This is a genomic window from Paraburkholderia sp. EG286B (assembly GCF_040965655.1).
In the GTDB taxonomy this organism is placed as follows: domain Bacteria; phylum Pseudomonadota; class Gammaproteobacteria; order Burkholderiales; family Burkholderiaceae; genus Paraburkholderia.
The window spans coordinates 270,508-283,879 of the sequence record NZ_JBFRCF010000004.1; the positions used below are offsets into that span (position 1 = coordinate 270,508).

General features: G+C 68.0%; 10 protein-coding genes. 1 reads left to right on the forward strand and 9 read right to left on the reverse strand.

What is annotated here, in order from left to right; all coding sequences use genetic code 11:
* Positions 1–9: 9 nt before the first annotated feature.
* Positions 10–756 (reverse strand): GntR family transcriptional regulator, encoded by a 747-nt coding sequence (locus tag AB4Y42_RS10150; RefSeq protein WP_368604054.1) that lies wholly within the window; start codon positions 754–756, stop codon positions 10–12.
* A gap of 158 nt (positions 757–914) precedes the next feature.
* On the opposite strand from AB4Y42_RS10150, the gene AB4Y42_RS10155 reads away from it, so the two are divergent.
* Positions 915–1,760, forward strand: coding sequence for an aldo/keto reductase (locus AB4Y42_RS10155; RefSeq protein ID WP_368694089.1), 846 nt, complete (start codon positions 915–917; stop codon positions 1,758–1,760).
* A 237-nt stretch (positions 1,761–1,997) separates the two neighbouring features.
* On the opposite strand, the gene AB4Y42_RS10160 is transcribed toward AB4Y42_RS10155, so the two are convergent.
* The 8 genes from AB4Y42_RS10160 to fusA all read right to left on the reverse strand — a co-directional run bounded on the left by AB4Y42_RS10160 (position 1,998) and on the right by fusA (position 13,216).
* Positions 1,998–2,879: a hypothetical protein gene (locus tag AB4Y42_RS10160; RefSeq protein ID WP_368694090.1), complete on the reverse strand. Its 882-nt coding sequence runs from the start codon at positions 2,877–2,879 to the stop codon at positions 1,998–2,000.
* A gap of 542 nt (positions 2,880–3,421) precedes the next feature.
* A complete protein-coding gene (locus tag AB4Y42_RS10165) occupies positions 3,422–5,518 on the reverse strand; it encodes a dipeptide ABC transporter ATP-binding protein (RefSeq protein ID WP_368694091.1) in 2,097 nt (698 codons plus the stop codon).
* Positions 5,515–6,399, reverse strand: a complete 885-nt coding sequence (locus tag AB4Y42_RS10170; RefSeq protein ID WP_368687658.1) for an ABC transporter permease — start codon at positions 6,397–6,399, stop codon at positions 5,515–5,517. Before AB4Y42_RS10170 ends, AB4Y42_RS10165 begins: the two co-directional genes overlap by 4 nt.
* Before the next feature lie 5 nt (positions 6,400–6,404).
* Entirely contained in the window at positions 6,405–7,427 is a 1,023-nt protein-coding gene (locus tag AB4Y42_RS10175; RefSeq protein ID WP_368694092.1) for an ABC transporter permease, read from the reverse strand.
* Positions 7,428–7,459: 32 nt separating this feature from the next.
* Complete coding sequence (locus AB4Y42_RS10180) at positions 7,460–9,148, reverse strand: ABC transporter substrate-binding protein (protein WP_368687660.1); 1,689 nt, start codon at positions 9,146–9,148, stop codon at positions 7,460–7,462.
* 260 nt (positions 9,149–9,408) lie between these two features.
* Positions 9,409–10,425: a HoxN/HupN/NixA family nickel/cobalt transporter gene (locus tag AB4Y42_RS10185; protein WP_368694093.1), complete on the reverse strand. Its 1,017-nt coding sequence runs from the start codon at positions 10,423–10,425 to the stop codon at positions 9,409–9,411.
* Positions 10,426–10,459: 34 nt separating this feature from the next.
* A complete protein-coding gene (locus AB4Y42_RS10190) occupies positions 10,460–10,966 on the reverse strand; it encodes a cupin domain-containing protein (protein ID WP_069262769.1) in 507 nt (168 codons plus the stop codon).
* A 141-nt stretch (positions 10,967–11,107) separates the two neighbouring features.
* Entirely contained in the window at positions 11,108–13,216 is a 2,109-nt protein-coding gene (gene fusA / locus AB4Y42_RS10195) for an elongation factor G (RefSeq protein WP_342948498.1), read from the reverse strand.
* Positions 13,217–13,372: the final 156 nt, after the last annotated feature.

Genomic DNA, 13,372 nt, shown 5'->3' on the forward strand with positions numbered 1-13,372 from the left:
TTTCGCGCGCTACTTGCGCAGTTCCGCGACGAAATCGTAATAATCGTTGCGGCAGTAGGTATCGGTGAGTTCGATGGCGCGCTGATCGGCCGTATAGCCCACGCGCGTGATGAGCAGCAGCGCCTCGTTGGGCGCGATGCTCATCTGCCGCGCGATTTCGTCGCTCGCGTTCACGGCGCGAAAGTGTTGCAGCGCGCGCACGATCGAAAGCCCGCGCTGTTCGAGAAAGCTGTAGAGCGAGTCGCCGATCGCGTTCGGGTCGGGAATCAGCGCGGCGGGGAAGGTGGAGTTCTCGACGGCCATGACGATGCCGTCGGCCAGACGCAGGCGCTTCAGGCGCGTGACGGCCGCCGCCGGCGAGAGCCCGAGCTGGATCACCTCGTCGCGGCTCGCGGGCTGGATTTCGCGCGAGAGCCAGCGCGAGCTCGGCGTGAAGCCGCGCTGGCGCAGCATCTCGCTGAAGCTCGTGAGGCGCGAGAGCGGGTCTTCGATGCGCGGCGTGATGAAGCTGCCCGCGCCTTGCGTGCGGCGAATCAGGCCCTGCTCGACGAGCAGTGCGATCGCCTTGCGCGCGGTGATGCGCGAAACGCCGAGTGACTCCGCGAGGACGCGCTCGGAGGGCAGGGCTTCGCCCGCGTTCCAGCGATTGTCGTGAATCGCAAGGCTCAGCTTGCGCGCGAGCTGCAGATAGAGCGGCGTGTCGTTGTCCGGGTCCGGGCGCAGGTCGCGCCAGCGGTCTTCCGTGGGTGCGTTCATGGGAGGCAGGCATGAAAGGCGAACGGCAATTTTATGTCATCGATGCGCAATCGCGGAAATGAACGGCTTGCGAGAGTGCGTATGACCGCATTGCGCGCCAGGCGATACACTGGCCGTTCTTTGCCAGTTGGCGCGGTTGCAGCGCGCAAAGGGAGATCATGACGACCGATATCGCAAGCGTCGCATTGCCGGACGGCGAACGCATTCCGAAGCTGGGGCAGGGCACGTGGGAAATGGGCGAGCGCAGTGCACACCGCGCGGCGGAAATCGCCGCGCTGCGCGAAGGCGTGGCGCTCGGCATGACGCTCATCGACACCGCCGAGATGTACGGCGACGGCGCGACCGAGCGGCTGGTCGGCGAGGCCTTGCAGGGCCTGCGCGACGAGGTGTTTCTCGTGAGCAAGGTGTATCCGCACAACGCGAGCCGCAGCGGCGTCGCGCGCGCGTGCGAGGCGAGCCTGAAACGCCTCGGCACCGACCGGCTCGATCTCTATCTGCTGCACTGGCGCGGCGGGGTGCCACTCGAAGAGACGGTCGAAGGGTTCGAAGCGCTCGTGCGCGCGGGCAAGATCCGTCACTGGGGCGTGAGCAATTTCGACACCGACGACATGGAGGAACTGTTCGCCACGCCTGGCGGCGACGCGTGCGCGACCAACCAGATTCTCTACAACATCGCGCGGCGCGGCGCGGAATTCGACCTGCTGCCGTGGAGCGCCGCGCATCGCATGCCGGCGATGGCGTATAGCCCGGTCGATCACGCGCGCTTGCCGAGGCGCTCGCCGCTCGACGACATCGCTCACGCCCACGGGGTGTCGGTCTATCGCGTGGCGATGGCGTGGGTGCTGGGCCAAAGCGGGGTCTGCGCGATTCCGAAGGCGGGGCGCGTGGAGCACGTGCGCGACAACCGCGCGGCGCTCGATCTCGTGCTCGGTGCTGACGAGCACGCGGCGCTCCACGCGCATTTCAAGCCGCCGCGCAGCAAGCGTCCGCTGGAGATGCTGTAGGGCGCGAGTGGGATGCGCGCTTGCGCGCGCGGTCATGGTTTGTGCCGGCGTATGGCGAGCAGACAGCCGCTGTGGTCGCCCGGGAACGCCACGCGCATCGCGCATCCGGCGACCGGCCCACGGCGGCGGTGCCCGGCCGGGGGACCGGGACGCCGCCGCCGACGCCAGGACTGGCGCGCCTGGCCGTCGCGCCAGATCGGAGTGGCTGCAGCGCTCTGCCTGCACCGCCGTACAGGTTCAATGACCGCTGCCATGGCCGCCACCGTGTCCGCCGCCGTACCCGCCGCCCGGGCCGCCCGACGGTCCACCTTTGCCGAATCCACCTCCGAAGCCACCGCCGAATCCGCCGAAACCCCCGCCAAAGCCGCCGCCGAATCCGCCTGCTGGGCCGCCCGAAGGGCCGCTAGCCGATCCGCCGTGGCTGCCGCAGCCACAGCCGCCTGAACTGCCGCCGTTGCTGCTTCCGCCGCCGCTGTTGCCACCGCCGTTGTTGCCGCCACCGTTGTTGCCACCGCCGTTGTTGCCGCCACCGCTGTTGCCACCGCCGTTATTGCCGCCGTTGTTGCCACCGCCGTTGTTACCACCGCCTCCTTTCCCACCACCGCCTTTGCCGCCGCCGGAGTTGCTGGAACCGCCTCCCGAACCGCTCGGTCCCGTCCCTCCCACGCCAGAGCTGCCGCTGCGGCCAAGCCCTCCCGTGCTGGCCGTCGCGGCGCCCGCGCCGCCGCCGCTTCCGCTGCTGCCGCTCGACGCACCCGAGCCGCCATGGCCGCCGCCGCCGTTGCCCCGGAAACACGCGCTGCCCGTACGGCTAATGCAATCGTTCGGCGCGAACACCATAGAAACGTCGCTCGCCAGCGTAGCCGAATCGGACTCCGAATCAGTCTTCGACGAGATGCTGGCGGCAGGCGAATCCGCAGCAACCGGCGCGCCGAAAGCCCCGAAGCCCTCGGCCCCGCTCGCCGGCAGAGGTGCGTCGGCGAGCAGGATTACCGGATTGATGGCATCGCCTGCGGCGTGCGCAGAGATCACGGGGAATAAAACGCCCGCGCCCACCGCGCACACGCCTGCTCCCCATCTTATCCAATCGCAGTACTGATGAATGTTGGTCTTTTTCATCTTGTTCTCCCCGCAAGGCGGCAGCGTGATGCGCTGTCGTCTCCCATGCCCCCGTGCCGGCCGCACGCCTTGTGCGCGTGCGCCGACTCCGTCAGGCTCGCAACCCGCTTCGCGCCGGCGTATTGGGTTCGATCCGGCTGTAACGGTACTCGCCAAAAACGGCACCCGGTCAGGCCGCGCGCAGGATGACCGGTTTGCGCAGGACTACTTGTGGATTGTCGGAACCCATGGCGTGGGACCGCAGATTACAAGCGCGTCGAGCGGCCGGTCATCCGTGTGCCCGGTGCGCCGCCCCGCGCGTGTGTCGGGGCGCATTGCACTGGATTGCGGCGGCCGGATGCCTGGTGCCGATATAGCCAGTTTTGTGCCATCGGCCGGGGAGGGGCGTGCGGGGTGGACTTGACAATTGATGTGTCGCCCGCGTGGCAGAAAAAACGCGGAAAACGTTACGGCGATGAAACGCGCGCACTGGATGGCGCGATTCGCGTTGCGAAAGCGGACAGCGCAACGAAGCCGGATGCGATATGCGCGCTATCGCACCGTCAGGTCGCCGCTTGCGTGGCTGTGGTGGCGCTCTGTTGTGTGCGCAATTCGTCTACGGGAATATGGCAGAGAATGCGATGGCCGCCGCCCGCGTCGGCGAGTGGTGGGGGCGCTTCGTCGCAAATGGCGCCGAGCTTGCGCGGGCAGTGGGCGCTGAAAATGCAGCCGCGCGCCGCGGCCTGCGCGCCGTTGGCCGTTGCCGCGCCGAGCGCGCGCGCGGCCAGCAGCGTTTCTGTATACGGATGCCAGGGGCCGTCGAACACCGCGCCGGCCGGACCGCTTTCCACGACACGGCCCGCGTAGAGCACGACGATGCGATCGGCGAGATAGCGCACGACATCGAGGTCGTGCGAAATGAACAGGTAGCTCACGCCGCGTTCGCGCTGCAGGCGTGCGAGCAGGTTGAGAATCGCGGCCTGCACGGAGACGTCGAGCGCCGAGGTGGGCTCGTCACAGATCACGATGCGCGGCTCGCCCGCGAACGCCTGAGCGATCGCCACGCGCTGCTTGAGGCCGCCCGAGAGTTGCCGCGCGCGCGCCACGAGATAGCGCGCCGGCACGCGTACGGCTTCGAGCAGTCCCGCGATGCGCGATTCGTCTGAGGCCTGGTGAGCGGCCGGCGTGGCGTCGTGCGCCCGGGACAGCGCGCGCTCGATCAGCCGTTTCACCGGCAGTGCGCGATTGAGCGAGGCGTCCGGATGCTGGAACACGACGCGCAGCGCTGCGCGCTCGTCGGCGCGACGCCGCGCGACGTGGGCGTGCAGGCGTTTGCCGTCGAGCTCGACGGCGCCGCCCGCATCGGGCGCATGCAGGCCGAGCAGCATGCGCGCGAGTGTCGTCTTGCCGCTGCCCGATTCGCCCACGACGCCGAGCGTCTCGCCCGCATGCAGCTCGATCGATACGCCGTCGAGCGCGCGCACGGCTTGCGCGCCGTGTCCGAAGGTGCGCGAGACGTCGAGCGCGCGCAATACGACGCGCGGTTCGGATTCACCATTCGAAGCGCCATCGCTCGAGGTCTGCGATCCGTCGCCGCCTCCGATCAGGTTGCCGAACGGCAATTCCATCGCACGTTCGTGATAGTGGCAGCGCGACATCTGCTCGCCGTGCGGCGCGGTCATGCGATGCGGCGGCGGCGCTTCCACGCGGCAACGCGCGTCGGCGAGGCGGCAGCGCGGTGCGTAGATGCAGCCGGGCGCACTCACGCCAGGCGCCGGCAACTCGCCCGGTATCGTGTCGAGCGCGCCCGCATGCTTGTTGCGGCCCTGCGCCGGCAGGCAGCGCAGCAGGCCGACCGTGTACGGATGGCGCGCACGCTCGAACACGTCGCGCGTGGCGCCTTCCTCCACGAGCCGTCCCGCGTAGAGCACGCCCACGCGTTCGCACATGCGCCCGATCACCGCGAGGTCGTGGCTGATGAGCAGCACCGCCATGCCCAGCTCCGCACGCAGCTTCGCGATGAGGTCGAGCACCTCGGCCTCGACGGTGGCGTCGAGGCCGGTGGTCGGTTCGTCGAGGATCAGGAGCGGGGGGTTCGACGCGAGCGCCATCGCAATCACCACGCGCTGCTGCATGCCGCCCGAGAGCTGGTGCGGATAGCTCGCCAGCACGCGGCCCGGATCGGCAATGCGCACGCGCTCGAGCATCGCGTGCGAGCGCGAGCGGGCCACGCTCGCGTCAGCGCCCGCGGCTTCGAACGCTTCGATCAGCTGGCGCGCAATCGTGAGCGTGGGATTGAGCGCGCTGGCGGGGTCCTGATAGACCATCGACACGGCGTTGGCGCGCAGCGTGCGCAGGCCGTCGACGTCGAGCGCGAGCACGTCGTCGCCCGCGATCGCGATGCGCCCGGCCTTCACACGGCCGTTGCGCGGCAGATAGCGCAGCGCGGCGAGCGCGACCGTCGACTTTCCGCAGCCCGATTCGCCTACCAGCCCATACGCTTCGCCGCGCCGGATGCGCAGCGAGACGTCGGTGAGCACGTCGCGGTCGCGCCCGCGCACGCGGTAAGCGACGGTGAGGCCGACGAGCGCGAGCGCGTCGTCGTTGCGCGGCGCGCTGAAGGTGGCGAGAGCGGGGCGTGACGAAGCGGGGCGGTTCACGATTGGAGCACCTCGCGCAGGCTGTCGGCGATCAGGTTCACGGCCACCACGAGCGAGGCGATGGCGAGCGCGTCGAATGCCACGGTCCACCATGCGCCGCCCGCGAGCAGCGTGTACGACTCGGCGAGCGCGAGCCCCCAGTCGGCGGACGGCGGCTGGATGCCGAAGCCGAGGAACGAGAGCGTCGCGACCGCGAAGATCGCATAGCCGAGGCGCACCGTCGCCTCGACGACGATGGGCGGCCAGACGTTCGGCAGGATCTCCGTGAACATCACGGCGAGCGCATTCGCGCCGCGCAGGCGAGCCGCCGCCACGTAGTCGAGATGACGCTCGGCGAGCACCGCCGCGCGCACCGTGCGCGCGATGAGCGGCGCAAACGTAATGCCGATCACGAGCACCACGGCGAGATTCGAGGCGCCCACGGCCGCGAGCACGAGCAGCGCGACGATCACGAGCGGCAGCGCGAGCACCGCGTCGAGCGTACGCGCGACGAGCGTGCCGAACGCGCCTTCGAAATAGCCCGTGACGAGCCCGAGCGCCGCGCCCGCGAGCGTGCCGACGAGCGTGGCGAGCGGCGCGATCGTGAGGATGTCGCGCGCGCCCACGATCACGCGCGAGCAGATGTCGCGGCCGAGCTGATCGGTGCCGCACCAGTGCGTATGGTCGGGCGGCAGGAGCGAGCTGAGCGGATCGGACGCGTAGGCGTCGTGCGGTGCGAACCACTGGCCCGCGAGCCCGCAGACGATCCACCACACGAGGATCAGCGCGCCCGCGACGAACGAGGGCGAGCGCAGCAGCAGATGCAGCGTGTCGCGCCAACGCGTGTCGGCGAGCGCTTCTTCGCCCGGTTCGCCGCCCGGAGAAATTGTTTCGGAAGCCATATCGTTCATGCGCCTCCCGGCGCGCGCAGGCGCGGGTCGAGCAACGCGTGCAGGGCGTCGGCGGCGAGATTGGCGAGCGTATAGACGGCGCCCACCGCAAGCACGCCCGCTTCGAGCAACGGGAAGTCCTTGGCCTTCGCGGCGTTGAAGATGAGGGAGCCTACGCCCGGATAACGGAACAGCGATTCGACTACGACGAGCCCGCCGATCAGATAGCCGAGCTGGGTGGCTGCCACCGTCACGCTGGGCAGCAGCGCGTTGCGCAGCACGTGCCGCACGATCACGACGTGGCTCGGCAGCCCCTTGAGAATCGCGGTGCGCGTGTAGTCGGCGTCGAGCGCCGTGATGGTGCCCGCGCGCGCAATCCGCGCGAGATAGCCGAAGAACACGAGCACGAGCGGCAGCACGGGCAGCACGAGGTGCCGCAATTGTTCGAGCACGCCCGCGCCGCTCGGTGCGGTCGCCTCGATGGGCAGCCAGCGCAGCCACACGCCGAAGATGAGGATCAGCACGATCGACGAGACGAATTCCGGCACGGCACTCGCGCACAGGCCGCCCGTGCTGATCGCGCGGTCGATCAGGCGGCCTTCGTGGAGCGCCGCCCAGACGCCGCCCGCAATGCCGAGCGGCACCACCACCACGAACGCGAGCAGGCCGAGCCTGGCCGACTGCAGGAGCGCGTCGCCCACGAACGGCGCGACGGGCTGCTTGTAGCTCCACGACATGCCGAAGTCGCCGCGCAGCGCATGAGTGATCCACGAAATGTACTGGTCGAGCACCGGTCGGTCGGCGCCAAGTTCGTGATTGAGCGCGGCCACGGCGCGCGCGTCGGCGAGCGGGCCCAGCACGGCGCGGCCGATATCGCCGGGCAGCAACTGGCCGCCCGCGAACACGAGCACCGAGAGCAGCCAGAGCGTGAAGATCGCCCAGGCGGCGCGCCGGCCGAGAAAGCGCGCGACGCCCGCGCGCGGGGCGAAGGCGCGCGCGGTGCCAGCCGAATTCGACATGGGCGGGAGCGGAGTAGCCATCGGACCTCCGTTTCGGGTGCGCTAGAGCCGGTTCAGGCGGCGAGCGTCGCGCGGTCGAAATAGAGCTGGGCGAGCGCCGTGAAGCGCACGCCCGAAAGCACGGCGCGCTGTGCGATCAACTGGTCGTAGAAGTACGGGATGATCACGGGCGTCTCGTCGAGCAGCAGCGTCTGGATCTGCCTCGCCACCTGCTTCTGGGCCGCCACGTCGAGCGTCGCCGCGAACTGCGCGACCAGCTTGTCGTACTGCGCGTTGCGAAAGTGCGCAGCATTCCACGTGCCGCCCGAGGTGAGCGGCGCGTTGAGAAACACGTTCGGCACGCCACGGTGCCCATAGTCGGTAATGCCGAGCGGCGAGTCGAGCCAGTCCGATTTGCCGAACGTGCCCGCGCCGTAGTACTGCGACTGGCTTTCCACCTTGAGCGCGATGCGAATGCCGACCGCCTTCGCCGCGTTCTGCACGACCACGGCGAGGTCCGGTATCTCCATGTACTTCTCGGTGGTGAGCGTCACGTCGAAGCCGTTGGCCACGCCCGCCTGCGCCAGCAACTGGCGTGCCTTCGCGACATCGATCTTGCGCTGGGGCACGTCGGTCGCCGTGGAAGGGAAGATGGGCGCGAACGGGCTGTCGTTGCCCACCACGGCGCGACCCTTGAACAGCCCGCGCACGAGCACGTCGCGATCGAGCGCCAGCGCGAGCGCCTGGCGCACGCGCTTGTCCTTGAAGGTGGGCGAGTCGTTGCGCATGTGGATCTGGCGGTGCGCGCTCGAGCGCACGCCGATCACCTTGAAGTCGGGATTGTTCAGGATGCCGATGCCGCCCTGCACGGTGAAGGTGCCCATCACGTCGGCCTGGTGGCCCTGCAGCGCGAGCAACTGTGCCTGCTCGTCGGCGTAGAAGGCGAACTCCACGCGCGCGGGCAGCGCCTTGTCGCCCCAATAGTCGGGATTGCGCACGAAGCTCACGCCACGCCGCGCCTCGAATTTGTCGAGCTTGAACGGCCCGGTGCCGATAAAGCTCTTTTCGTAATTGCCCGCATAGTTGGCGGGCAGCATCACGGCGTTGTAGTTGTCCGAAGAAACGTAGTAGGCGAAGTTGCCGTTGGGCGCGTCGAGATGGAACTCGACGGTGTGATCGTCGACGGCCTTCGTGCCGCCTTTCGAGAGCACGCCCTTGAGCACCGAGAGCGCCGCCGAGCCGGTTGCCGGGTCGGCGAGGCGATCGAAGGTCGCCACTACGTCCTTCGCGCCGAACGGCTGGCCGTCGTGGAATTTCACGTTGGGGCGCAGCTTGAACGTCCAGACGTCCGCTTTGGCGTTGGCTTGCCACGAGAGCGCGAGGGCGGGTTGCAGATGGCCTTGCGCGTCGTCGTTGGCGAGGAATTCGCCGGTCTGGTTCAGGAGACACAGCGCGCCCGCATCGGTCACGGTGAGCGGATCGACGGCGCCCGCGGGCATCAGGTGCGCCACGCGGATCGTCTGCTCGCCGGGCTTCGCCGCGCCCTGGGCGTGCGCCCCGCGCGGCACGGCGAGTCCCGCAAGCGCAGGCAGTGCCGTGAGGCCTACCGCGCTGGCGTAGCGCAGCAGCTCGCGGCGCGTGAGGCGGCCGGCAGCGAATTCGTCGAGGGCGTGGTTGCCGTGATCGCCGGCCTGGGGGCGCAGCGCTTCGAGGCGGGACGGGTTGGACACGTCATGTGGACGGCGGGACTGCGGTCGTTTCATCGGTGCGGGTTTCCGTGCGATTCCGTTCAGGGGACGCGCGAGGCCCGGGGGCGTGCGCGACGGCGGCATGCGGTACGGCAGACGACGAATGGGTGCAGCAAGGTGAAACGATTGACGGGGCTATCGAGCACGGCAGGCGCGCAATAGCTGGGCCTAGTTTACGCGCTTTCGGCAAACGAGGCGAAGGGTAGGGGTTTCGCGGGGTTGCGCGCGCATGGCGCGCCGTGCAGTCGTGCAGTCGCGAGAGGGGCGTGAGCGCTTTAGCGGGCCGCGGCGGGCCGGCGCCAGCGATGGAACAGCACCGAGCCGATCCAGCAGGCGATGAATACCGCGACGATGCCGTAGCCCAGCTCGCCGAAGCGCTCGTTGAGACCTGCGATGAGCGTCCACACGCCGCCGCTCGCGCCGAGCTTGTCGGCGATGAGCCCGAGCGCTTCCACGCCGCCGATCACGATCGCCACCAGCGCCGAGACGAACGTGATGCTCGCGTTGTAGTAGAGCTTGCGTCTCGGATCGTCCATCGCCCAGCCGTAGGCATGGACCATCAATACGTTGTCGGTGGAATCGACGAGCGTCATGCCCGCCGTGAAGAGCGCGGGGAACACGAGAATCGAATAGATCGGCAGGCCCTTGCCCGCTTCGGCGGCGGCAATGGCGAGCAGGCCGATTTCGGTGGCCGTGTCGAAGCCGAGGCCGAACAGCACGCCCACGGGGTACAGATGCCAGCTCCTGGTGACGAGAGCGAAGAGCGGTCGCAGCGCGCGCGAGAAGAGGCCGGCGGGCGCGGGTGCTCCGGCGGCGAGCGCTGCGTCGTCGCCTTGCTGCGCGCGGCGGTAACGCCTCCACACGTCGCGCAGGATCACGAGGTTCACGCCCGCGAGCACGAGCAGGAACGTCGACGAAACGAGCGTGCCGATGGTCGAGCCGATCTCGTGGAAGTCCTCGAAGCGGCCATGCAGCGAGAGCGCCGTGAGCGCGATGCCGAGCGTGGCAGCGACCACGACCGTCGAATGGCCGAGTGAGAACGCGAGTCCCACGCCGAGCGGGCGCTGGCCCTGCTGCATGAGCTTGCGCGTGACGGCGTCGATGGCGGCGATATGGTCGGCGTCCACCGCGTGACGCAGGCCGAAGCCGTAGGCCAGCAACGCCGTGCCGAGCAGCAGCGGATAGTGACGAAACGCGATCAGCGCCCACGCCCACGCGCCGAGATTGGCGGCGATGAGCGCGGCGTAGAGCGGAATCAGGCGGGCGCGGAGCGAGGCGGCGGGCGTCGTCATTGCGTCGTGGTGGGCGATAGGGGCTGCCGGGCGCTCAATGGTCGTGCGGATGACGGTGGATGGGATCGACCCAGTACACGGTTTCCGGGGCTTCGACGGCGTCGATGTTCAGGTTCACGACGACGGCCTCGTTGTCGCTGCGCACGAGCACGCATTCGAGCGGATCGTCGGTGCTGGCGTTGATTTCCTGGTGCGGCACGTAGGGCGGCACGAAGATGAAGTCGCCCGGGCCCGCCTCGGCCGTGAACTCCAGATGCTCGCCCCAGCGCATGCGCGCGTGACCACGCACGACGTAGATCACGCTTTCCAGCGCGCCGTGATGATGCGCGCCGGTCTTCGCGTTCGGATGGATCGTCACCGTGCCCGCCCAGATCTTCTGCGCGCCCACGCGCGCCGCATTGATCGCGGCCGCGCGGTTCATGCCGGGCGTTTGCGCCGTGTTCGTGTCGAGCTGGTCGCCGCGTATCACCTTGACGCCGTTTTCGCGCCAATCGATCGGTGCGTCGTCGCGAGGATGCTCATGGTCGTGTTCGTGACTCATTGTCGTGTCTCCTTGACTGTGGGCGGCGCAGCGTCATCGGCGCATTGTGGCATGGTCAAAATTGCGCCGCGCGCAAGCAAAAAAGCCCGTCCGCAGGGGACGGGCTTTCGTGTGCACAGCAATGCCTGCACGTCGCCGGCTTTACGTCTTCTTCGCGTTGATGACCGCTTCGGCCACGTTCTGCGGGGTTTCTGCGTAGTGCTTGAACTCCATCGTGTAGGTGGCGCGGCCTTGCGTGAGCGAGCGCAGCGAGGTGGAGTAGCCGAACATCTCCGAGAGCGGCACTTCGGCGCGCACGATCTTGCCGCCGCCGCCCGCGATGTCCTCCATGCCCTGCACGATGCCGCGACGGCTCGACAGATCGCCCATCACGTTGCCCATGAAGTCCTCGGGCGTCTCCACTTCCACGGCCATCATCGGTTCGAGCAGGATCGGTTTGGCCTTGCGCATCGCTTCCTTGAAGGCCATCGAACCGGCCATGCGGAAGGCGTTTTCGTTCGAGTCGACGTCGTGGTAGGAGCCGAACGTGAGCGTGACCTTCGTGTCGACCACCGGGTAGCCCGCGAGCACGCCTGCCTTGAGCGTTTCCTGGATGCCCTTGTCGACCGCGGGGATGAACTCGCGCGGAATCACGCCGCCCTTGATGGCGTCGACGAACTCGTAGCCCTTGCCCGGCGTCTGCGGTTCGAGCGTGATGACCGCGTGGCCGTACTGGCCGCGCCCGCCCGACTGCTTGACGAACTTGCCTTCCACATCCTCGACCTTGTTCTTCACGGTCTCGCGATACGCGACCTGCGGCTTGCCGACAGTCGCCTCCACGCCGAACTCACGTTTCATGCGGTCGACGAGAATTTCGAGGTGCAGCTCGCCCATGCCCGAGATGATGGTCTGGCCGGACTCTTCATCGGTTTGCACGCGGAACGACGGGTCTTCCTGCGCGAGGCGATTGAGCGCGATGCCCATCTTCTCCTGGTCGGCCTTGGTCTTCGGCTCGACGGCCTGCGAGATCACGGGCTCGGGGAAGATCATCCTTTCGAGCACGATGGCATGCGCCGGATCGCAGAGCGTGTCGCCCGTCGTCGCTTCCTTCAGGCCCACCGCGGCCGCGATGTCGCCCGCGCGCACTTCCTTGATTTCCTTGCGCTCGTTCGCGTGCATCTGCAGGATGCGGCCGAGGCGCTCCTTCTTGTCCTTGGTCGCGTTGAGCACCGTGTCGCCCGAATTCACCACGCCCGAATAGACGCGGAAGAAGATCAACTGGCCGACGAACGGGTCGGTCATGATCTTGAAGGCGAGTGCGGAGAACGGCTCGTCGTCGCTCGGGTGGCGCTCGATTTCCTTGTCGTGGAGGTCGTGGCCGAGAATCGCGGGCACGTCCACCGGCGAGGGCAGGTAGTCGATCACGGCGTCGAGCATGGCCTGCACGCCCTTGTTCTTGAACGCGCTGCCACACAGCATCGGCACGATCTCGTTGGCGATCGTGCGCTTGCGCAGGCCGCCCTTGATTTCCTCTTCGGTCAGGCTTTCGTGATCGTGAAGATACTTTTCGAGCAGCGTTTCGTCGGCTTCGGCGGCGGCTTCGACCATCTTCTCGCGCCACTCGTGCGCAAGTTCGACGAGATTCGCGGGGATGTCCTCGTACTCGAACTTCACGCCCTGGCTCTCGTCGTCCCAGACGATAGCCTTCATCTTCACGAGATCGACCACGCCCTGGAAGTGATCTTCCGCGCCCACCGGAATCTGGATAGGCACGGCCACGCCCTTCAGGCGCTCGCCGATCTGCCGCTGCACGCGGAAGAAGTCCGCACCCACGCGGTCCATCTTGTTGACGAACGCGATGCGCGGCACCTTGTACTTGTTCGCCTGACGCCACACGGTTTCCGACTGCGGCTGCACGCCGCCCACGGAGTCGTACACCATGCACGCGCCGTCGAGCACGCGCATGGAGCGCTCGACTTCGATCGTGAAGTCCACGTGCCCCGGGGTGTCGATGATGTTGATGCGGTGTTCGGGGTAATTGCCGGCCATGCCCTTCCAGAACGCAGTGGTCGCCGCCGAGGTGATCGTGATGCCGCGTTCCTGTTCCTGCTCCATCCAGTCCATGGTCGCCGCGCCGTCGTGAACCTCGCCGAGCTTGTGATTCACGCCGGTGTAGAAAAGGATGCGCTCGGTCGTCGTGGTTTTGCCGGCGTCGATGTGAGCGCTGATCCCGATGTTGCGATAGCGCTCGATGGGGGTCTTGCGAGGCACGGTGATCTCCTTGGAATGACGCGCCATGGAAGCTGCCGGGCGGCACGCGGCGCGGCCAGCGCGCGGCCCGATGCGCCGCATGGCGCACGCGTTGGTGGCACGCGCCATGCGGGGGATTTATAGGATAGCGCTTGCGCGGCGGTTTTGCAGGGCGTT